General features: G+C 58.9%; 11 protein-coding genes and 12 pseudogenes. 11 read left to right on the forward strand and 12 right to left on the reverse strand.

Annotation, left to right across the window (positions count from 1 at the left end; translation table 11 throughout):
- The 6 genes and pseudogenes from AB3X98_RS41160 to AB3X98_RS41185 form a co-directional block, all read left to right on the forward strand.
- Positions 1-1,073, forward strand: a 1,073-nt coding sequence (locus tag AB3X98_RS41160; protein ID WP_368610443.1) for a thioesterase domain-containing protein, incomplete at its 5' end; no start/stop codon positions are given.
- A 107-nt stretch (positions 1,074-1,180) separates the two neighbouring features.
- Positions 1,181-1,620: pseudogene (locus AB3X98_RS41165) on the forward strand (ATP-binding protein); the annotation flags it as partial.
- A 140-nt stretch (positions 1,621-1,760) separates the two neighbouring features.
- Complete coding sequence (locus AB3X98_RS41170; protein ID WP_342949888.1) at positions 1,761-2,204, forward strand: transposase; 444 nt, start codon at positions 1,761-1,763, stop codon at positions 2,202-2,204.
- Positions 2,201-2,365 carry an IS66 family insertion sequence element accessory protein TnpB gene (tnpB, locus tag AB3X98_RS41175; protein ID WP_368605760.1) on the forward strand — a complete coding sequence of 55 codons (165 nt, stop codon included), beginning with the start codon at positions 2,201-2,203 and terminating at the stop codon, positions 2,363-2,365. The genes AB3X98_RS41170 and tnpB overlap by 4 nt, the downstream gene beginning before the upstream one ends.
- Positions 2,366-2,492: 127 nt before the next feature.
- Positions 2,493-2,834 (forward strand): plasmid pRiA4b ORF-3 family protein, encoded by a 342-nt coding sequence (locus AB3X98_RS41180; protein ID WP_368605792.1) that lies wholly within the window; start codon positions 2,493-2,495, stop codon positions 2,832-2,834.
- A gap of 19 nt (positions 2,835-2,853) precedes the next feature.
- Positions 2,854-3,258: pseudogene (locus AB3X98_RS41185) on the forward strand (LPD7 domain-containing protein); the annotation flags it as partial.
- Between the two features lie 67 nt (positions 3,259-3,325).
- On the opposite strand, the pseudogene AB3X98_RS41190 reads toward AB3X98_RS41185, so the two are convergent.
- A pseudogene (locus tag AB3X98_RS41190) lies at positions 3,326-3,937 on the reverse strand (transposase); the annotation flags it as partial.
- Between the two features lie 83 nt (positions 3,938-4,020).
- Positions 4,021-6,891: an insulinase family protein gene (locus AB3X98_RS41195; protein WP_368605759.1), complete on the reverse strand. Its 2,871-nt coding sequence runs from the start codon at positions 6,889-6,891 to the stop codon at positions 4,021-4,023.
- A gap of 89 nt (positions 6,892-6,980) precedes the next feature.
- Between AB3X98_RS41195 and AB3X98_RS41200 the strand changes: the two are divergent.
- A pseudogene (locus AB3X98_RS41200) lies at positions 6,981-7,425 on the forward strand (IS630 family transposase); the annotation flags it as partial.
- A gap of 615 nt (positions 7,426-8,040) precedes the next feature.
- Here AB3X98_RS41200 and AB3X98_RS41205 read toward each other — a convergent pair.
- The 5 genes and pseudogenes from AB3X98_RS41205 to AB3X98_RS41225 form a co-directional block, all read right to left on the reverse strand.
- Positions 8,041-8,704: pseudogene (locus AB3X98_RS41205) on the reverse strand (IS5 family transposase); the annotation flags it as partial.
- Positions 8,705-8,816: 112 nt separating this feature from the next.
- Positions 8,817-10,346 (reverse strand): SulP family inorganic anion transporter, encoded by a 1,530-nt coding sequence (locus AB3X98_RS41210; RefSeq protein ID WP_368605758.1) that lies wholly within the window; start codon positions 10,344-10,346, stop codon positions 8,817-8,819.
- A gap of 100 nt (positions 10,347-10,446) precedes the next feature.
- Positions 10,447-11,067: a carbonic anhydrase gene (locus AB3X98_RS41215; RefSeq protein WP_368605757.1), complete on the reverse strand. Its 621-nt coding sequence runs from the start codon at positions 11,065-11,067 to the stop codon at positions 10,447-10,449.
- A gap of 327 nt (positions 11,068-11,394) precedes the next feature.
- Complete coding sequence (locus tag AB3X98_RS41220) at positions 11,395-12,513, reverse strand: IS5 family transposase (RefSeq protein WP_368605791.1); 1,119 nt, start codon at positions 12,511-12,513, stop codon at positions 11,395-11,397.
- A 623-nt stretch (positions 12,514-13,136) separates the two neighbouring features.
- Positions 13,137-13,630: pseudogene (locus AB3X98_RS41225) on the reverse strand (IS6 family transposase); the annotation flags it as partial.
- Positions 13,631-13,756: 126 nt separating this feature from the next.
- Here AB3X98_RS41225 and AB3X98_RS41230 point away from each other — a divergent pair.
- A pseudogene (locus AB3X98_RS41230) lies at positions 13,757-14,320 on the forward strand (transposase); the annotation flags it as partial.
- A gap of 46 nt (positions 14,321-14,366) precedes the next feature.
- Here AB3X98_RS41230 and AB3X98_RS41235 read toward each other — a convergent pair.
- Positions 14,367-14,790, reverse strand: a pseudogene (locus tag AB3X98_RS41235) (transposase); the annotation flags it as partial.
- A 569-nt stretch (positions 14,791-15,359) separates the two neighbouring features.
- Positions 15,360-15,629, reverse strand: coding sequence for a hypothetical protein (locus AB3X98_RS41240; RefSeq protein WP_342922778.1), 270 nt, complete (start codon positions 15,627-15,629; stop codon positions 15,360-15,362).
- Positions 15,630-16,182: 553 nt separating this feature from the next.
- Between AB3X98_RS41240 and AB3X98_RS41245 the strand changes: the two are divergent.
- Positions 16,183-16,580: pseudogene (locus tag AB3X98_RS41245) on the forward strand (hypothetical protein); the annotation flags it as partial.
- Between the two features lie 132 nt (positions 16,581-16,712).
- Here AB3X98_RS41245 and AB3X98_RS41250 read toward each other — a convergent pair.
- From AB3X98_RS41250 to AB3X98_RS41260, 3 genes and pseudogenes are all read right to left on the reverse strand, one after another.
- Positions 16,713-17,810: an OpgC domain-containing protein gene (locus AB3X98_RS41250; protein ID WP_368605756.1), complete on the reverse strand. Its 1,098-nt coding sequence runs from the start codon at positions 17,808-17,810 to the stop codon at positions 16,713-16,715.
- Between the two features lie 416 nt (positions 17,811-18,226).
- On the reverse strand, positions 18,227-18,511 hold the full coding sequence (locus AB3X98_RS41255) for a gamma-glutamyl-gamma-aminobutyrate hydrolase family protein (RefSeq protein ID WP_368610444.1): 285 nt from the start codon (positions 18,509-18,511) through the stop codon (positions 18,227-18,229).
- A gap of 647 nt (positions 18,512-19,158) precedes the next feature.
- Positions 19,159-20,128 (reverse strand): annotated as a pseudogene (locus AB3X98_RS41260) (IS110 family transposase).
- A 112-nt stretch (positions 20,129-20,240) separates the two neighbouring features.
- On the opposite strand from AB3X98_RS41260, the pseudogene AB3X98_RS41265 reads away from it, so the two are divergent.
- Positions 20,241-21,057: pseudogene (locus AB3X98_RS41265) on the forward strand (IS110 family transposase); the annotation flags it as partial.
- A 243-nt stretch (positions 21,058-21,300) separates the two neighbouring features.
- A pseudogene (locus AB3X98_RS41270) lies at positions 21,301-21,891 on the forward strand (IS110 family transposase); the annotation flags it as partial.
- Positions 21,892-22,019: the final 128 nt, after the last annotated feature.

Here is a 22,019-nt window from a genome sequence, read left to right on the forward strand (position 1 = left end):
ATGAGGCGCCGCAGGGCGCAGTCGAAACGGCGTTGGCGCGGATCTGGGCGGAGCTTCTAGGGGTCGAGCGGGTCGGACGGAACGACAACTTCTTCGAGCTCGGTGGCCACTCGCTCCTGGCGGTGCAACTGCTCAGTCGCGCAGTCGATCTCGGGCTCAGGTTCGGCGTCGCCGACCTCTTCCAAGCCCCCCTTCTGAAGGAAGTTGCATCGAAAGTTCGTTTGGCACCGCAGCCCAGCTGTGTGAGAGCGATTTGTGTTCGAGAAATCAGATCGCGGCCAACGGTGTTCTTTGTTCCTACAGGGTTGGGCGATTGCTCCTATGTCCCCAGCTTGGTGCAAGAAATGGACGTCGACTGTTCGGTCTACGCTTTGCCATGGCCGCAATTCAGTGCATTTCAATTTCCAAGTCTTCAAGAGATCGCCTCGCAAGCGAGCTTGGCGATTCGCGAGATCCAGCCGCGAGGTCCATATCGGTTGTCTGGATACTCGTCAGGAGGAATCTTGGCTTATGCAATTGCGCAGCAGTTACTAAACCTCAACGAAGCTGTTTCCTTCATCAGCCTAATTGACGTTTTGTTATTTGCAAATCCATCAAGGACATCATCCACCCAAATGATACAAGAAGTAGTGTTAGAGTCTCTCGAATTGAATGACGAGAAGTTCGAAATCCTCAATCGCTTCGCTGGACAAAGTTCAATTTCCCGACTTCTTGAAAAGGCTCAGAAAATCGGGGCGATCCCGCTGGATCGTGATCTTCGCAATGATATTCTGAGGTATGAAAGGGCCACGCAGTTTCAACGGGCGCTGCGCTTGTATCAAGTTCCGTCCCTTCCAGTTGAGATACACCAATTCTATGCGACCCGGCCTTTTAGCAGTCGGACACGTTCTCGACAAACTTCTCTAGGTCCAGAAGCAATTTCGCCTTTGCGGGGTTGGGACCGAATTTTATGTGCGGAGGCCATTCATGCCGTGCCAATTCCGGGCGACCACGTGACTATGATGGATGTCCCGGAGAACCGCCAAGTTCTGGGTCGGGCGATCTCAACGGCCTTAATCAGAACTCTTAAATAGTCGTCCGTGAATGAGCTTGCCCCCGAGTTTTATCCCGTCCTGAGTTCGCTCTGGCCGGTGGATTTACCCGAATGGGCGGTGGTAGTGGCGGGAGCGGGTGCGGAGCCGGCCCCGGCAAAAGCCACATCGCCAAGGCCATCGCCTACAACGCCACCCTGCAGGGAATCAAGGTGAGCTACGTCGCGACATCGTGCTCGCCGGCTATGCCGTGGAAACGCGTGCCGATCAGGACCGGTTGCTCAAGGCCCTCGTCGAGCCCGAACTTCTCGTGCTTGACGATCTGTTCCTCGCCAAACGCATTCCCGATGCCGCGGCCGAACTGCTGCAGACCGTGGTCCATCAACGCCACAAGCAACGCCGCAGCATCCTCGTCACGTCCAACCGCCTCGTCCAGGACTGGAGGCGCTACCTTCGCGACAGCACCATGGCCTCTACGATCCTTGATCGCCTGCTGCACCGCTCCAAACTCCTCGAGTTTGAAGGCAAGAGCTATCGCCTGCGGGAAGCCGCCGCCAGACTTGCCGTCACTGAGGAATCCGACGCATAATCCGCTCGTCCTGCCCGGGGGGAATTTAGCCGCCCACAAGTGGAGGAGTTTGAACTGCCCATCGGGGGTCATAAGGTAAGCGTCTCGCCGCGGCCGCTCTGGCGTGCTGATTGAGATTTTGGGTAGTTGGTACCCACCAAATGATGGTGGATACCAAAGTGAACAAGACGTGGGGCGATGGCGCCGCAGTCGGCGCATATAAGCGGCCGAACTTTCCGACCGAGTTCAAACGGCAACTGGTTGAACAGTCTTTCGAACCGGGCGCGTCGGTGGCGTTGATCGCGCGCAGCAACGACATCACTGCGAACCTGTTGTTCAAATGGCGACGGCTTTATCTGGCAGGAGAGTACGGTTTGCCAACGCTTCCGGAGGGCGCAACGCCGAAGCGGGCACCGGAGGTGCCGTCGCTGTTGCCTGTGGATGTAGTCGCTGAAGCGGCGGAACATACGCCACCGATAGCAGTCGATACAGCACACTCGCCAGAGGATCTTTGCGAGATCGAGTTCGACCGTGCACGCTTGAGAGTTCGCGGCAACGTGTCACCGGATATGCTGCGGCTGCTGATCCGGGAGCTATCCCGATGATCGGCCTGCCGGTAGGCACTCGCACCTGGGTCGCCGCAGGCGTCACCGACATGCGTAGTGGTTTCCCGGCTCTTGCTGCGAAGGTGCAAGCGGCACTCGAAGAGAATCCGCTCGGCGACGACGTGTTCATTTTTCGGGGACGTCGCGGCGATCTGGTATAAATTCTCTGGGCAACCGATGACGGACTATGGCTTCTGGCGAAGCGAATTACTTGGGCCACCTGCACGAATTCGTGTTCGGCGACGCCACTACGGGGTGCCCGATCCGGACTTCCCGAGTGACCCGCCGATGCTCAACGAAGCGCGGGTGAACCTGGGCCGTGCGCTCGGTGCGCTGAAGTCATTCACTTACATCTACGATTGCGGCGACAACTGGCAGCATCGTGTGAAGCTCGAGAAGGTCCTGGCGCCTGATCCCCAGTTGCGCGCGCCCATCTGCCTGGACGGCCGCAATGCCTGTCCGCCGGAAGATGTTGGCGGCGTACCCGGCTACGTCGAGTTCCTCGACGCGATCATCGATCCCGCTCATGAAGAACACCAGCGATTACTCGACTGGTGTGGCGGCAGTTTCAATCCCTCTGCCTTTGACCTTCCGGACGTCAATGAACGCCTCTTCGAGATCAAATTCTGATCGTCAAGACGGCCGCCAAATGTCGCTTACGATCAAAAGCGCGTTCCATGACGCCCGGAGCGCGTTCGCCGATCGCACGGACCTCTCCTCAACTGAACGGGTCCGCCGGCGATCACAGCGTGCCGCCGAGGCGCGTTCGCTTGCGCTTGCCGCGCCGCGGGATGGCGCGCACGGCGCAACTCAGTCGCACAACGAAATCCTTTGGAATGGCCCGTCGATCACGTATGAGGTGCGGGCCAGCGGCGAGGTTGATTACCGCAAGGATGGCGCGGCGCTGCTCGTCGACGAGGGCCGCTCGCTGCGGCTGTGGGACAGCGAGCGCGACGCGATCGAGATCGCGCCACGCTTTGCCCAGCAGAAGTTCGGCTCCACGCTGTCCCTGTCCGGCCCCGAGGACTTCCAGGCGGCCGCGGCACGCGTGGCGGCGGACCTACGTATGCACGTCGTGTTCGAGCAGCCGGAAACCGAGCGCATGCGCCAGATCCGTTTATATAGACCGGACGCAGCCCTTGGCGTTGCAGGCTGCGCGACGTACGCGCTCCGCGCTCGCCGGCTGGCCCTGGGCACGCAACTGCCGCACGATACGAGGACGACGGCAACTGCCGCGACTCGCCGGGTAGATGGTGGCGACCGCGGCGTCCAGCGCTGCATTGGCCTGAGCGCGCCTGCTCGATCCGCGGCGACGCCACTGGCAATAGCCGCTGCGCGATACATCAAGCATTCGGCACAGGCGGCTGACGCGGTACTGGTCGCGGTGGGAATCGATCCATGCGTACTTCACCGCGACCCTTTCGCGAAGTACGCCGTCGCTTTTGAGAGATTTCGATGTCCAGCTTCGCACTGGCCAATTCGTTGCGCAACCGGCTGTTCTAGGCTTCCAGCGCACTGATCGGGCGAGTTGTTCGTGCCGTGACCGCTTCGCGACCACTCGCCGGGCCAACGCCCTCGAATCGGCGGCCACGCCGCATCCAGTTCCCTAGCGTCGCCACTGGTACCCCAAGCCTTCGTGCAGCCTCGTGCTGCCCGACTGATTTGGCAAGCCTGACGGCCTCGATCATGAATTCGTCTGTGTGTTGCCGTTTCGGCACTGACCTTTCTGACATGCAACCCCTCCGTACAGTAGGAAATTAACAAAATTCCTGCTGTACGCGAAATCGAGGCACGGTCAAACCCGCAATCACTTGAATCAATTCACAAGGTCAGCTACCTCGATCACAGCCATTCCGCAGAGATCCTGGTTTGCATTTCCCACAGCGGCGGCACGGCTAGCCGCTTGTGGGAGTAGCCAGCGAGCGAGCGCCTCCTTGACTTGCATCAAAGTGCAAGCGAGCACTTGTTGGCGGAAGGCTCGGCGCATCTCCTTCGTCACACCGCGACGCTCCGAACGATCGGCTGCACTGGCGAGAGTATATGGTGCCAGAGGTTTGTCGAGTCGCTTGATGACTGAGATGATGGCTTCTTCGAGGGTCTGTTGGCTAAAGCTTGCGTCCTGGATCTCGCGCACCGAGCCCGCGAAATCCGCGTAGGTGCCCGCCAGCCGGGGATCGCGAAACGAACTCATCGTAAAAAGGCCATCCTCCGCGCTATAGCTGGCCCAGCCGCCGTAGGCGCCCCCCTCTTCGCGCAGCTTGCGGTGCAGCGCAAGATGGGTCAGGAGCTCGGCGGCAACAGCGAGAGGCGCAGCATCGGGATGCTCGACACTAGGCGCGGCCCATGCAATGTGGCAATGGTTCACCTGGCTTGCCACACGCAAGGCCACGTTGGCGACTTCATGAGCACGCGAGATCGCGTCAGATGCACCCAGCCTGCCCGCCCGAGAGGGGCGCAGGTCCAATGCCTTCGAGGCCTCGAGCGACGATCCGTTCAGGCCAACCCAAATGACGCGATTGGGCACCTCCAGCAACAGCTGGTGAATGCGCTTCAGGTGGTCGGCGATAGCTTGAACGCCCTCCGGCGACTCCAGCATCTTGCCTAGCGCGGCGACGAATGGCAGAGAGGCTAGGCCGTGCACGCGGTGGGCAAATTGCCGACGAATCGAGTAGGGCGCGGCCGCGGCCAGAGAAGCGTACTGGCCGGCCGCCGCTGCTAAGCCGTTGACTTTACGCGCGACGCGCGCTTTGGTCAAAAACGAGATGCGGTCGAGTTCATCGAATCGCGGCACCAAGGCCCACGCCGCGATGGCGGAGGGGATTCCGGCTTCGTCCCCAGTCAGCGCGGAGGCATGAACGTTCAGTTGCGGCGTCAGGCTCGTGCGACCGGCCTCCACCAAGGTGTCCAGCGTCATTGAGAATGAGGACACCTGACGCTGGCGCCATCGGCCCGCTTCTTCAAATCCCAAACTACCAGTCCCGAGGTCCGGCACGATGTCCGCGTACAGGGATAGCCAGGGCCAATCGTCCTTCGGGGCCGTGCTCAGATCGAAAAGCGTGGTCGCATAGGTGATGCCGTTGGTGGCGCCACCGACGACGCTAATCGAGCTGTGCTGATGTTGAATCTCTGGGAACGCGATGGGCTCACGCCTGAGTTCGCTCGGCTGAACGCAAGGCAGTACATCGATGTTGCTTCGAGCCTTCCGGTGTTCGGCCAGAGCGGCCTCCTCGGCGCCGATCTGGCGACGCTCGTCGTCGCTCAGCTCGCGCTCCTTCAGCGCGAGCGCCTTGGCTTCCTGCGCCTCGCGCAGAGTCGCGAAGTCGGCATCTGCAATCACGTGCGTGGCCAGAAGATTCGGGTGATTGATCAGCTCACGGACGGCACGCTTGAAGAAGGCCGGGTCCTCAATCTCTTTCTCGAGTTGCTGAAGCACGGGTTCGATATCGAATGCCGTTGCGACATCGCCTCCGTTCATCAGCAAGGGTATGGCGTCAAGCAACCGGCGCAGTGCGTCTGGGATGGTGTCCCCCTGAATCTCGCGCTGTGCAAAGCGCATGTCGCGCAGTGCGGTTTTGAGGACATCCACCGGAACGCCGTCAGTTGCGGCGTCCTCGAGGGCTTGCTCGATACAGCTCTTTGCTCGCTCCACCTGTGTCTCGGTCAATCCTTCCATGCCAATATGCAGCACAAGCTGGCGCAGGCCGCTGTCGACGAAATTCATCTGGCTTGGTCGGCCGAAGCCGGCCGACTGCATCGCCTTCATCACCGGCGCGGAGGCGTCGCCAAGCAAGCCGTGGCTCAGTAGCCGAAGTCGTGCAGTGGCTAGCGGGTCGGTGGATTCACCGAAGCGCCAGCTGAGCTGTAGGCCATGTTCGTCAGGGCGCGCTTGAGCCGACGGTACTCTGACCTGAGCGCGGCGCGGTGCTATCCAGTCAGCAGCCAGCTCTGGCCGACGCGCCGGGCACCGTCCCGTGCGGCGCGAGAGCACGCGCTCAACGAGCTTGGCCTGAATCTCCTTTGCCTCGATTCGACCAGCGCTCATGAACATCGCTTGCGAAGGATGGTAGTGGCTGGCGTGGAACTCCAGCAGCATTTCGTGTGAAAGCTCCGGGATGACGAGCGGGTCGCCGCCGTAGTTCTCGGCGTAGGACGTTCCGGGGAACAGAGCCTTGTTGAGGCCGGAGTACAGGATGCTCAGCGGATCGCCAAACGCGCCCTTCATCTCGTTGAGCACTACACCTTGACGGATCAGGCGATCGTCCTTGAAGGAATGGCGCCAGCCCTCCTGACGGAAGCTAAGGTAATCCAGCTTGGGGAAGAAGGTCGCGTCAAGATAGACGTCGAGCAGATTGAAGAAGTCGGTGCGATCGGTACTCGCGAACGGATAGACCGTGCGGTCGGGGTACGTCATCGCATTCATGAAAGTCGCCGTTGAGCGCCGCAGCATTGCGAAAAACGGGTCCGCCACCGGGAAACGCTCCGAGCCGCACAGTGCAAGATGCTCGAGGATATGGGCACGCCCGTCGCTAGCTTGCGGAACCGTCGGAAAGCCCACCAGGAAAGCGAACTCGTCCTGGTCGCTGGCCAAATGTACATGACGTGCTCCGGATGCGGGGTCTAGGTATTGCTCGAGCTGCGCGCGCAGATCCGGGATGGGGTGACTGGAGATGTGTTCGAAGGAGGTCATTGTGATTCAGTGTCGGGTTGGCTGATCGACGAGGTACGGCTAAGCGCAGCGGCGCGTGGCCTGTCCTTACGTTCCACTTATGCAACGCCCCTCATTGGTCAAAAAGTTTCAAGCTGTCTAATGATCCCTACTTCGTAGAGAAGTTGCGCGATATTGTCGGGCTGTACCTGAGCCCACCGACCAATGCTTTGGTGCTGTGCGTCGACGAAAAGAGCCAGTGCCAGGCGCTAGAGCGGACGCAGCCGATGTAGCCGATGGGGCGGGGCTATCTTGAGGGAGTGACGCATGACTACGTCCGGCAGGGCGCTACCCGCTGTTCGCCGCCCTCAATACGGCAACGGGTGAAGTCATCGCGCAATGTAAGCCGCGCCACCGTCATCAGGAATTCCTCGCGTTTCTCAGGCATGCGGATCAGGCGGTGCCCGCACAATCTCGATGTGCATCTGATCGTCGACAACGATGCGACGCATAAGCATCCGAAGGTCAGGGCGTGGCTGGCCAAGCATACGCTACCACATGCACTTCACGCCGACGTATTTTCGCGACATTCGTTAATGTTTAGTTTCGCACACGCTCCAATTTCGTTGTTCATGGCATCCTACCCGTGTTGACCAATGTTTGACCTACCTCAAGGTCGCCGTTACAGCCGTAGATGAATGGACTCAATTTTGCTTCTGTTGAATTTCCAGTGGGGGGTATCGTCCCGACTTCTGCATAAACACGACGAGGGCAGGTTATGCACAGCAAGCTGTTCGAAGCCGCATTGGGCGTGAGCAATGAAATGAACGCGTCCGTGCGCCGGTCAAACCCGGCAAGGTGTTGTGAATGAAAGAGTCATACGTTGAAGGTCTAGCCAACCACAACGGCCTCGAGTCATGCGTGTGCGTCCGTAAGGGCGTAGGCGAAGCGTTGGCAGAGGTACGCATGGGCCAGGTATCGAGCTGCGAAATCCATTCCCCGTTCCGAAAGGTGCGGGCTGATCGGGGTGCCGAGGCGCTTGACGCTTGCCGAAAGCCACGCCGGGATTGCCGTATTGGCAAGGCAATCCCGGACCCCGCGCGGTCGGAGACCCTGAGCACGTGCGGAAACACCTTGCATGGGAACCGGGAGATCCCGCGCCCTACTGCGTCGCGCTGGGAAGCGTGGAACGAGCATCAACATTGCGAAGACGACGAAATGAAGCCCTGCAAGCGTCTGCGGAAGTCGCTCGTAATCTCGTGCGAGCCGCCGGAAGCGATTCAACAAGCCAAAGCTGCGCTCGACCACCCAGCGACGCGGCAGGAGGACAAAGCCTTTTTTCGCCTCCGGCAGCTTGATGGCCTGCCGTTCAATGCCTTCATCACGCGCGGCCTGCGTCGCGTCCTCACCTGTATAGCCTTGGTCCGTGAATGCCACCGTCATTGTTTGACCCGATACCTCCTGAACCTGGCGGGCAAGCTCGGCAACCTGCGCTCGCCCCTGCTCGTTGGCCGGCGTAATGTGCACAGCCAGCAGATTGCCCAGCGTATCGACCGCCATGTGTACCTTGCTGCCACGCTTGCGGTTATAGCCATCGTAGCCCGCACGCGGGCCGCTTTCGCACGTGGACTGCAACGTGCGTCCATCCAGGATAACCGCGCTGGGTTGCCCCCGGCGCTCCTGGGCGATACGCAGCACCGAACGCAATTCGCTGACCATCGCATCGAAACAACCCGCGTTCAGCCAACGTTTGTGTTTGCTGATAGACCAGTTCCGACGGCGGGAAGTTGGTCGGCAGCATACGCCACGAGGCACCGGCTCGCGCCATCCATTTGCGTGCTCCTTCGGAGAAAACGATGTGTGCAAGCTCCGTTTTACCCAGTCGGGCTTACTTCCGCGGCCCTCCCACATAGCATCTAATGCGACACACAACCGTCACGGATCCCAACATCATTGTTGGCATGCGGTCAGGCGCCTGAGCGCGTTGCAGGAGGCAGCACCGTTGCGGCATGTAGAACCTCCACCGAGATCGACCGCAGCGGCGCCTCGTCAATGAAACGGTCCAGCAGTTCGCGCACGTCGTGGTCGATGAAATCGGCGCGGGTTGTGTCGACGATGAGAGTCGCCCGATCCGGGATATGCGCAAGCATCTCCTTGAGCGCCACCTTGCCGAGAAACGACACATCCTTGCGAAACGAGAGCAGGAAATGGTCGTCGTGTCGCGCGAGGGCAATAGGCCGATGCAGATTCGCCCACAACGCGAGCGCGGCGCTGCACAGCACGCCGAGGACAATTCCGGTGAGCAGATCGGTGGCGAGCACCCCGGCAATCGTTACAATGAATGGCGTGAACGCTGCCGCTCCCTGTTTCGCGAGCATAATGAACAGCGACGGTCTGGCGAGCTTGATGCCGGTATGAATGAGAATGGCGGCGAGACTCGCGAGCGGAATCAGGTTGATCGCATCCGTGAGCGAGAACACGCTGACGAGGAGTAGCACGCCGTGCACGATTGCGGAGAGCCTGCTACGCGCGCCGGCGTGGACGTTGGCCGAACTGCGGACGATGACGGATGTGATGGGCAATCCCCCGATGGCGCCTGCCACCATATTGCCGACGCCTTGCGCTTTGAGTTCGCGATTCGGTGGTGCGGCGCGACGCTGCGGGTCGATCTGCTCGACGGCTTCGAGGCTCAGGAGCGTTTCTAGGCTCGCGACAACGGCAAGCGTCAGGGCGACGATCCAGATTTCTGGATCCACAAGGCGCGCGAAGCTCAACCCGAACTCAGCGAAATGCAAGGCGTCGTGGAGCGCCGCCAACGATTTGATGGCCGGCAACGCTACGCGGAGCTCAGGTGGCAACGCGAGCGTGGCGCCTAACGCGCCGCAAACCAGCGTCGCGCTTACGCCCGCAACTACGACGACAAGCGGCGCGGGCACGAACCGCACTAGGGCGAAGCGTCGCAATGTATGCGTGTCCCAGGCCGCAAGGATGGCCAGCGAGATGGCGGCTACAGTACAGACTATGGGCGAGATGGATGCAAGCGCGCCTGCCAACGATTCGGTGTTGCCGCCCGACGTCAGACCGACTGCGAGTGGAACCTGCTTGATGATCAGCAGCAGGCCGATTGCGGCGAGCATTCCCTTGATGACGGGTGTGGGCACATACGACGCGAGCTGCCCGGCTCGAAGCGTGCCGAAGCCGAACTGGATGGCGCCCGAGAGCAGCAATGCAATAAGGAATGCAGAGAAACTACCGAGACGCGCGATGCCGTCGACGACGATCACGACGAGGCCCGCGGCGGGGCCGCTCACACTGAGGGACGATCCGCTGAGCAAGGCGACGACGATGCCACCAACGATGCCAGACACCAGCCCGGCTAGCGGCTCTGCGCCGGAGGCTTTTGCAATGCCGAGACACAACGGCAGCGCGACGAGAAAGACTACAGCGCCGGCTGCGAGGTCACGTAGAAGCGCAGAAGGGAAAGCTTTCGAAGTCATGACGGAAACGAAAAATAGTGAAGGGTGAATACCGCGACGGCGAAACTTGTGCGACTGCCATGTTCCGGTGAACGAGGTAAGCGGAGCGATCTGGAGCGGGTCAGACGGGGGCGATTGCCTTCCTTGTTTCAGGCCCGTAGCCCGACACGAGTTCGCGCATCTGGCCGTCGTTCAGTGAAAAGATCCAGCCGTGCACAAGGGGAGAGGGTGCACGCCCACGCACGAGCGGATGCTCGCGCAGCAGGCGTACCTGTTCGAGTACATTAAGTTCGACGAGCCGGTTGATGCGTGCCTCTTCCGATGGCAGGCGAGCGAGCGCCGCGTGATGCGTGTGTGCGAGTGCGCAAAGCGGCCTGATGTGGCGGTTGAAGTGCGGCGAGGCATCGGCTGGCGGAAGTAGCGAGGCGCGCACGCCCCCGCATCCGTAATGCCCGCAGACAATGATGTGCGCGACCCGCAGCTCACACACCGCATATTCGAGCACGCTCATGGTGTTGTCGTCATCAGGACGAAAAAGGTTAGCGATGTTGCGATGAACGAATAGATCCCCCGGCGCGCACTGGGTGATGGTTTCGACGGGTACGCGGCTATCTGAGCAGCCAATCCAGAGCACTTGCGGTTTCTGCCCCACGGCTAGCGCGCGAAACAAGTTTGGTTCGCGCCGTCCGATTTCCTGGGCCCACGCGACATTGGCGACGAGCATGCGTTTTGGAAGATTCACGAGTCGAGACTCCAATCAGGTCGTTGGCTTCGATCAATGCTTGCGAATAGCCTTCTATCAAAAAGATGGGTCGTTCCAAAATGACGCTGGACGACGCCAATACGTGGCGCGGACTTCGCGGTCTCCCGTCAATCAACCCACCCAGTGCACTCGGCCGCCGCCGGGATGCCCTAGCAGGCCGCTGGAATACAGCCCAACGGAGACGGCCTTGTTCCGCTTACGCGGTTCCTGCCGAAAATTTTTCTGATTGCGCAATCTCAACGCGAATTCAACGTTGTTTTGGCGGGTTGAGGCTACTTTTTTGGCCTCATTGCCGCTTTCCCGCCACTATGGACGCACCTGTGCCAGCGATCGCATGCGCACAAGGTTGTAGGCCGCCATATTCAACACGAACATCTGGTCCACCTTCTTCAAGCCACGCACCATCACCTGGCGCATGCGCCCCACGGTCTTGGCCCAGCCGAAACCCTGTTCAATCAACTTGCGCTTTTGCTGCGAAATGGCGTAGCCCACGCTCGAGGCAATCGCATCGGGCACTGCCGAACGCCGCCCCGAGGTGTTTTGCGCAACGTGCGGCGTGACCTTCATCTGCTGGCGCGCCTCGACGAATTCCTGTGCGTCGTAACCCTTGTCTGCACCCAGCGTGATTTCCGCGCCCGGATCCTCTGCCGCCTGCCGTACGTCGTGGATCATGATCTTGGCCGCTTCACGCTCGGCATGACCGTCGGCGCGTGTCACGCGTGCGTTGACCACCAAGCCATGCCGGTTGTCCGTTAGCGTATGGCCCATGTAACTCAATTCGCTGGCCGTTTTGCCTTTTCGATAGAGCTTCGCATCGGGGTCGGTCTTCGACTGATGTGTCTCGTTGCTGCGTTTCTCGCTTTTGCAGTCGCCCGTGCCGCCACCATCGTTGTCCTGATCGTCGCCGTTCTTGCGTACAAAACTCTTGTGTCCGACCCACGCCTGGATTAGGGTGCCGTCCACGCTGAAATGCTCACCTGAGAGCAGACACTTCTTCCCGGCGATGGACACCCCTTCGTTGAAGAATTCGATCACGGCGTCGTGCTCGATCAGACGCTCGCGGTTTCTCGTAAAGACCGTGGGCACCCACACCTCGTCGTCCATCGCTAGGCCAATGAACCAACGAAACAGCAGGTTGTACTGCACCTGCTCCATCTGCTGGCACTCTGAGCGGATGCTGAAAAGCACCTGAATCAGCATGGCTCGCAGCAACTTCTCTGGCGCGATGCTCGGCCTCCCGCCCTTTATGTCCGCTTCGTACATCTGGGCGAACAGTCGATCCATCTTCGCCAGCGCTTCATTCGCCATCACGCGGATCGAACGCAACGGATGCGACTTGGGGACGAAGTCGTCCAGCTTGCACATGGAAAACAGACTCTCGGTGAATGTGTCGGCGCTGACGCCATGCCGACTGCCATTTGCCATCGTCCCGGCAGAAGATTCTTCCATGATGGCGATCTCATACAGTGTTTTACGCCGACAGATGGTGTTGAGCTTGATGAGAATTGCGATGCATTTCATTCCAGTCATTAAGGTTTGCATAACAGAATTCAGTCTACCCGGTATTCTAGATGAGTCATCGTGTCGCAATTGTGTCGTCAAATACGTTAGGCTACCCCCGTCCCTTGTTTGAACGGAACCATGCGTTGCCTCAGTAGGCGCATAGATTTGCGCACATCTCTTATACCGACTGTGGCTTCAGATCCATTGATAAAATGCAGCAAACAGACATCAATAGGACCTACGCCGATCAATATAAGTGCAGGCATAAATTAATTTGATGACGTACTTCTTAGTAGTCTCGCTTACCGCGTGGCATTATTTGCGCTCGGCTGGTTCCGATTATTGGGTGTGTGCAACAAAGTTCGGTGCATGTTGCGGTGGCAGTGCGATGAGTCAGGGTCGATAAAGGACTGCTAACCGGTTTGGTCGCGGATCGATCATATTGGCATTGTCGCGTTGCTGGGATGGTCGAGTAAAATCGTGGGATGAAGGATGCTGGTGCAAATAGGCAGGCGGGTTGAAAAAGTTCAAATAGGGAGGATGGCTTATCGATCAAACAGGACCGCATTCCATACGGCGGGCGCAGCGGCCTCCTTGAGGCCGAGCTTCGCGAGATCGAACTACCCCTTGCGAATGCGATGCGTCAACCCGATTCCTGAAATCGGGGCCGCGTCGCTCCCGAATCGCTTGAACCCAAGCATCGCGTTCGTTCTGGACTCGATGTGGCGATGGTCTTGCTTGATCACGTTGTTCAGATATTTTGAGGACCTGACCTTCGTGTCTTCAGGCAGCACACCATCGGTCTTCATTTCGCGCACCGCGCGGTGCGAGGCAGCATAGCCGTCGAGCGTGATGGTCTCCGGCGGCTGGCCCTGACGCTTGATGGCCTTGCTGAAAAAAAAGCTTTGGCCGCAGCCGCGTCGCGTCGGGCTCTGAGCGTGAAGTCCACCGTCTGACCAGCCCGATCCACTGTCCAGTACAGGTAGACCCAGCTGCCGCGAATCTTCAGGTAGGTCTCGTCGACACGCCACGAGCGACCCGCAGAATTGCCAACGCAACCTTTCGTTTACTGCCTTGTCTTCCTTCTTCCCTTTGCGCAACCAACATTCGATCGCTGCGATTTCTTCGTCCATCTTTCCGATCCGCACCCATTGCTCGGGCGCCGCCACTGCTCGCGGTTGGTGACGGCGCGATGGGACTATGGGCGGCACTCGATGAGGTGTTCCCGCAGACGCGACATCAGCGCCGCTGGTTTCATAAGGCCGGAAATATCCACAACGCGATGCCCAAGTCGCAGCACGGCAAGGCCAAGGCGGCGCTCGCAGAGATCTGGAATGCCGCGACGCGCGCCGATGCGATTGTTGCGTTCAATCAGTTCGTCGACGTGTACGCGGCGAAGTACCCGAAGGCTGTCGAGAAGCTCACGAAGGATCGAGACGCACTGCTCGCGTTCTACGACGTCCCTGCGGAGCACTGGCAGCATGTGCGGACCACGAATCCGATCGAATCGACGTTTGCTACGGTACGCCATCGCACCAGCCGCACGCGCAACTGTCTGTCGCGCGCGACCCTCCTCGCGATGGCGTTCAAGCTGATTGAAGCGGCCGAGCAGACCTGGAGAAAGATTCGCGGTGCCGAGAAAATTGATCAGCTTCTGAAGGGCGTTCCCTTCAAAGACGGAACTCCGGTGAATGCGAGCACACCGGCTCCTCAAGCGCTGGCCGCCTGATCATGCCGTTCCGCCCGCATACACCACTATTGACGACTGCTCCCTAGCCGGCAGACAACGCGAACGTTATGGCTGTTCGAGCATCCGCGGCAACCATATAAATCTTGGTATTCCCTTCGCCTCGGGACTTTACGATTGTTTGAGGTCCGTTTTTTAACGCACCGGTGCCATCAGGATGAACCTTTACCATAGTGCTATCCAGCGAAACCGCGTCGATCCTGATGCGAACGATCTGTGCACGCTGCAATTCCGTGAACACGCGACGCAGCACGCCACTTCTGGACCAGCGGTTCATCCGCGTGTAAATCGTATGCCATCTACCGAAGCGCTTCGGCAGTCCACGCCACTTGCAGCCGTGCTCTGCGACATAAAGATCGCACTGCACTTGCAGGTTCGTCGGACTGACTGTTGCCACGCTGTCGTGGCAGACAATGCTCGATCCGTTGATATTGGGCTTCGGTGATTTCCATCGCCAGAGTGGACGATCAAACGATATTAGCGTGAACACGCCATAGGGCCACTTGTCCACCGGGGCCACGTCACCATCCTTGCCTGTTCGCAGATCTTGCTCCGATACAGCTGCGCAAACTTCCGCAGCTGCGCAAGTTCTTTTCGAGATTGGAACCGAGCCTGATCGGCATCGAACACCGTCACGGTTCGCACTTCTGGGCTCTGGAATTTATCTCGCAGGGGGCACACGGTTCGACTGCTGCCGACACAATATGTGAAGCCCTTTGTGGTCGGCGGCAAGAACGACGAGAATGATGCTTCCGCCATCTGTGCAGCTGTGCCACACCCGGCATTGATCCAGCACCGATCAAGCGCCGAACAGCAATCATTGCAGTCGGCTCATCGCATGAGTGAGCGGGCCGTTTGCGAGCGAACCGTGAAGTCAAATCAGATACATAGCATGTTTGCATGCAGAAGAGGGGTTCATCTTCCGGACGGCCCTTGTCCAGTTTCGGTAGGACTTCAATGGTTCAATGGACTGGGAGTCGGTGCCGTCGCAGACGGCTCTCGTGCAAACCTCCTTTGATCGCTATCCGGCGCTTTCGTGCTCGCTGTCTTGCACGTGACCATATTCATTGGACAGGCTTTGACGGATGGGCTTGCCGCATCGCAGATTCAGGTCCAGACGACAGAACGGGCTCGCGAGGATATCGTCGACGCGATTAGCGGGAAAGAGCGAGTGGAGCGTCAGCCTGATTGCTCGCCAGTCGGTAAAGGCACCGCTTTCGGCAAGTTCGAAGGCCCTCCTCCGGATAATCCCGCGGCACTCGATCGTGTCGGCGTCGGCCATATTTTTCATAGTCGCACCTCCTCCTGAGTAACAGTCATTCGTGCGTCATCCTGACGCGTAACTTCTGGGGAATTCCGGATCATGCGGCCTTGGCACGATGACGAGGAGCCCCCGGGCGACTACGTTGATGGTTTCTCTGCTGCGAACCACGATGCGCCACAAACTAAAAACCTGCCGCCGCCCGCTCGCGCACCTGCATTAGTGAACATACGCGCGCGATTTACCCTCGATGTTGATATGCGTCAATGCTGCGAACCTAAAAACCTGCCGCCGCCCGCTCGCGCACCTGCATTAGTGAACATACGCGCGCGATTCACCCTCGATGTTGATATGCGTCAATGCTGCGAACGAGCCAACCAACACCGTGATGCGGCCGGAGTAGAAGTAGCGAATATAGTCCCTCAATCCCATCTCGTTGTACAGAAGTTCGTACCCTTCGCGCAGGATCTGTAAAGTGGCCCCCGGATTTGAGACAGTAATTTAGTCGACCCTGAAAAACTCGAAGCGCCTTGCGCGGCAAGGGTTTGAAGCTGATAGTTGTTGATGCATTTGCAGGAACTTCCCGCTCGCGGTGATTATGACTGGTGTCAACCGCAACGATCCCATTCAACTTCTAGCGTTCGTCGAGGCAATTCCGCCCATCCGTGGCAAGCCTGGCAAACCACTATCAAAGCCTCGGGTCGTTCAGGGCGATAGAGGTTACGACCACGACAAATATCGATGTCCACTGCATGCGGTCATGCATTGCAGAAATCGCTCGACGTGGTCAGCCTCTGTTGATCAGACCATCTCGTGGCTTCACAACTTCCGCCGACTGCGCATCCGCTTCGAACAGATCGATTCCATCCACGGAGGCTTTCTTCAGAATTGCCTGCTGCATCCATATGCTGGCGACCACCTGAAAAAGTGATTCTGCAAACCCCTTACTGCCGCGGCTTTCCGACACAGCATCAACGTTGAGTGCAAAGTGAGCCACGTCACCCCCGAGCCGTGCGCGGGGCTTCTGCGAGAAGAATCAGCGAAGCATTATTCAGTCCCAGCTCGAACTCAAGAGCCGCGAGGAACCGGCTTTGCGCATGACGGCTAATGGGTCTACAGGCGGAGCCTTTTCCTCAGGCGTGACGTCAGCGCGCGGGCCGGCAGGCTCGCGAGCGAGGCAACGGCAAATACGGACAGGATCGTCACTGCATCTGCAGCGAGACCTAGCCACACATCATGCTGGCCGCCGGTTGTCCGGGCCAACACGGCATCGGCGCTCAGCGAAACTACGGTGCCGGCGACGAAGCACGGCAGGCTCTTACGGCCGATCGCTCCGACCCACGGTGCCCTCTCAGCAGCGTGTCGTATCCAGCCACGGCGGACGAGATCGGCGACCAGCCACGCCAGCGCGATGAAATTCACCGCGCGTGGCCATTCGAGGTCCCGCTTCATGATGCCAGGCGTTGAGGGCTCGATCCTCAGCTTGTAATAGGCACCAGAGGCGATGATCGCGAGCGCTGCAAGCCACGCGATCCTGCCGAAGCGCGCGGAATCGATGTGTTGATAAACGGGCTGGCAGCGCGCGAGTGCGCCGAGCACAAATACCAGTTGCCAGGCGAACGGATTGAAATCCCATCGGTTGTTCAGTGCGGCGGGAAGATACCAATATAAGGTTCCCGCGACCGCCCAGAGCCCTAACGATAGCGCTACAAGTAGCCACGGGCGCTCGCGTGCGAGCGGTACCATCACCGGTGCTGCCAGCGCGAAGAGTACGTACATCGGCAGCACCGACGCAAGATATGGTTGACGGCGTAACAGCACGATATCGCGCAGCACCGTTGCCGGCGACGCAATCAATTGCTGCAGATCACGTGCCGTGTGCGGCGTTTCGATGTGGAACGCGCGCAAGACGGCGCTCGCCAGCAGCAGTAAGCCAGCCGTGAAAAGAAATGCCCGATAGATAACCCACGCTCGTTTGATAAACCACCTACGCGCGGCCGCTTTGTCACGGTACGCTGCCAGAGTAGTCCACGCGGTGGCTGTCGAGTAGCCCGCGAGAAACACAAACGCTTCAGCAGTGTCGCAAAGCGCATACGTGTGCAACGTAATGTGCGACACGACGCTGCCGCTGACGTGATCGACGACAATGATCAGCAATGCGAGACCGCGGAGAAAATCGAGTTCTGGCAGCCGGGAGGTTGATGAATGCATGGAGTATGGATGGTGCGAGGCTGGAGCACTCACGGGCTGGGCGCTCGGGTGCAAACAGAACGCATGAAGGAAATTTCATTACGGAAAGGATTCGCCATCAAGAAGAGAGAACGAGCTACCACACTGCTGCCGACGTAGTGTCTTGAAGGCTTAATTTTGCCCGCTAATATGCCCAATATCATTGGGCTTTGCGAACCGCATCGGCTGGCATCTGGCCGTCCCGGGCAGGGCTTCGCTCCTGCTAGCCGCGCAAATATTCTTTCGACCGCGTAGACATGAAGTCTTCTATGCGCGTGTAATAGTGTGGAGCATCTGTTTGCGTCCAATCCAGAATCCGGGTTAGCTCTTCCCAATAGGCAACTGCAGATTAATTGGTTGTTGCATTCTGCTTCGTCGAACGCTTCGCTCTATAGCCATCACATGCCTTGCCGAACGCGCCTAGCATCTTCCGGCTCCTCGTCGCTTGAGGCGTGCCATTCAGGAGGCCACTGCAGCGCGAGTTGAAATGTGGATGCGTCCGTGTACAGTGCTTCCATGCCTCCGTCATCCGCGACTGCCTCCAACCGAACTCTTTGGCCAACCTGTGCGATTCCTTGCTTGTATAGCGAGTTGACGCGTAACTCGCTGCCGTCGATGACCGACGACCGCAGTCCGCCAGACGCGACGACGACAATCAGACATGCTCGAAGCGGAGCGCGTATTCATGTCCTGTCAAAGCGATATTGCCACATTGGATCAGTTATTGAATATGAATTTTTATTATGGAAACCTAACGCATACTAATGCGTGTATGCGTGGAAGATGATCTTGATGTCAGGTTCGTCAGGTTAGTAGGTATGGCTCAACCAGCATGAAGCCGCTCACCCTAGCGGCAACGCCCGATTTTCGTCCCATGATCGGTTGCTAGCATTGTCATCTTTTCGTCACGGTGCTGCGTCGTTCGTAATACCGTAGATCACGTAGTTTCGCGGAGCTAGAGTCGAAAGTAATGGGATCGACGCCCCCACCCGAAGCGGCATCAATTTGCCAAATCTATGGTCCGCCCCATTTTTGCAACCCTGATTTTCGATGGCGAGTTGGCTTGCCTAAATCTATTCGGCGTCGTTTTGGGGGGCGCACCCCGCGCCACGATGAGATTCGCGCCTGACGATCCTTAACAGTGGGTCGGCTTCGAAAGCCTGTTTGGCACGCAGGTTCTTCGTCAGGCCGGTATGCCGTTCACGTCATCAATTTTCGGTCGTCGCAAAACCAGTTGGGTGAGTGTGGTCAATAAAGATGAAGCCATGTTCGTTCAGGTCGGGCGGGTTGTGAAGCCCGCGTCGAATGTGGTGTGGCGCGCAACAATTGCTCAGCCGGTTCGCGCCAGCTTGTTGGCCCGTGCACACGCCACCAGGTTTGAATGCCGCTGCACGAGCATTGCGCGAACCCAGTCCGTCAGGCGGCCGGTTCGTTTCTCTAGGCCTCGCATGTAGGCTCGGGCGCACAGGACGAGCAGGCGCCTGACATTTTTGGCGCCGCGCCGGCTGATACCGAGAAGATTGGTCTTGCCGCCCGTACTGTATTGCCGGGGGACGAGCCCAATCGATGCCGCAAAATCGCGACTGCATCCGTACTGTTTTGCATCGCCCATTTTCGCGGCCAACGCGCTTGCGGTGACCGGGCCAACTCCCGGGATGCTCATGAGGCGCTGTCCCATCTCGTCCTCAGCGAGCTGGCGGCCCAGCTCCTGGTCAATCTCACCGATCTGTTCCTCGAGGTACTTGACGTGCTGGTGGTGGCGCTCCAGAATCGCAACCAGCCGGAGCGGCAGTTCCTGCATGGCGAGCACGGACGGCAGGCGTGCGACAGCGGCCTTGCCCACCGGCAGACTGATGCCAAACTCGAGGAGAAAGCCATGCATCTGGTTGACGGTTCTGATGCGCTCGCGCACCCATCGATTCACGCACACGATGCAGCACCGAAAACGTCCGTTGCGATTCCGTCTTCGGGGTTACAAATCTCCATCGCCGGGCGCGATGCTGTTTCGCAGATCGCCTCGGCGTCGACGAAATCATTCTTGTTTGACTTGACGAATGGCCTGACGAACTGAGGCGAGATACAGCGCACCGTGTGCCCGAATTCGGCCAGCTTGCGGGCCATATGATGCGAACCGGCACAGGCCTCCATAACGACGGTACAAGCATGGAACGTCGCGAAGAGTTCGACCAGTTGTTTGCGCTCATCTTTTTACGGAACACAGCCTTGCCTTTTGCGTCCTGCCCATGCAGGTGAAATGTGTGTTTGCCAAGATCGATACCAACGAGCGTGACTCCGTCCATGATGGCCTCCAGTTCGGTATGAACACTGCCAGCCTATCCGATCCGCCAGGGCGGGGACCATCCCATTAGTGGAAGTGTCACCGCAACCACCTGACCGAGGGGAGCGCCCATCATGAAGATTACGACGATTGGCATCGATCTGGCGAAGAACATTTTTTTCCGTGCATGGTGTAAATGAACATGGAAATGAACATGGCCGAACCGTGCTGAAGAAAGTGCTCAAGCGAAATCACGTTGCGGAGTTCCTTCGCCAACCTCTCCACCTGCGTAATCGGGATCGAGGCGTGCGTCAGCGCGCACTATTGGGCCCGCAAGCTGCTGGCAATGGGCCATACCGTAAGATTAATCGCACCCCAGTTTGTCAAGCCGTACGTCAAGACGAACAAAAACGACGCGGCGGATGCCGAGGCGATCTGCGAGGCAGTCGCGCGACCTAACATGCGTTTCGTACCGGTCAAGACCATCGAGCAGCAATCGGTGTTGTCGCTGCATCGCGTACGTCAGGGTTTTGTCCGGCCCCGAACCCCACAGGCCAACCAGATTCGCGGACTGCCGCCGAATTCGGGATCGTTGTTCCCCAAGGCATCGGGCATCTCGAGCGCTAGGTGCCCGAACTAATCGAAGATGCAGAGAGCGATCTCACTGGCTCGTCTCGATTGCTGATCCAGCGGCTCATTGACCATCTGAAGGACCTTGGCAGGCAGGTCCGGGAGCTCGGGAAGCAGATTCAGTCCTGGCACCGCAGCGACGAAACGAGTCAACGCCTCGCACGTGTCCCCGGCATCGGGCCACTTACCGCGAGCGCGCTCGTCGCGTCTGTCGGTGACGCAATGAGCTTCAGGAATGCCAGGCAACTTGCGGCGTGGGTCGGTCTGGTACCCCGACAGAACTCCAGCGGCGGCAAGAACGTGCTGCTGGGCATCAGCAAGTCAGTATGACTCCCCGTGATGCGAGGCTACCCAACCCGCGAATATCAGCGTGATCCACCGTCGAGAGTTACTGCTACGCCGCCCTCAGGGAATTCGGAAACATCGGAAACGACAGTGAATGCAAAGTTCAAAACCGATCCCGATTGACACCGGGAAATGGAATGAACGCCTCCCACCTACCGTCGAAGCTACAAAGCATGGTGGATTCTTGCGACGGTAACCGATCATCAATCGGAGGATGTTATGAAACTCACGCCAGTGGGAGTGGACATTGCAAAAAACATCTTTCAGGTGCACTGGGTCGACTCGGATTCCGGTGAAATCGTCAGCAAACGTATCAAGCGGGCACGGTTCCTCGAGCATTTCGCAAACCGAGAACCTTGTCTGATCGGCATGGAAGCATGTGGCGGAGCGCACCACTGGGCGAGACAACTTGCGAAGATGGGCCACCAGGTGAAGCTGATGGCGGCCAGATTCGTCAAAGCCTTCAATATCGGCAACAAAAGCGATCCGGCCGATGCGCGTGCAATCTGGCTTGCGGTGCAGCAGCCGGGGAAAGCGGTTTCCGTGAAGACCGAAGGTCAGCAGGCCGTGCTGGCGCTGCATCGCATGCGGCAACAACTAATCAAGTTCCGCACAATGCAAGTGAACTGTCTTCGGGGTTTGCTCGCCGAATACGGCGAGGTGATGGGAAAAGGTCGCTGTGCGCTCGATAAGGCCATGCCGATAGTGCTGGCAACAGTCGCAGAGCGATTGCCTGCGGTACTGATCGACACACTCAGAGGGCAGTGGAACGGCTTGAGCAAGCTTGATCAACAGATTGCCACGATCGAGGATGGGCGGCGACAATTATCTTGGCCGGTCGTTGACGTTTGTTTTGGCCGGTGGTGAGGAGTCGGAGGCGGCGTAGCCGCCGGAGACGACGAACCACCGGCGGCGCCGCGTCGGCGGGGCAATAGGAT

It is taken from the genome of Paraburkholderia sp. BR14312 (assembly GCF_040948675.1).
Taxonomy (GTDB): domain Bacteria; phylum Pseudomonadota; class Gammaproteobacteria; order Burkholderiales; family Burkholderiaceae; genus Paraburkholderia; species Paraburkholderia nodosa_A.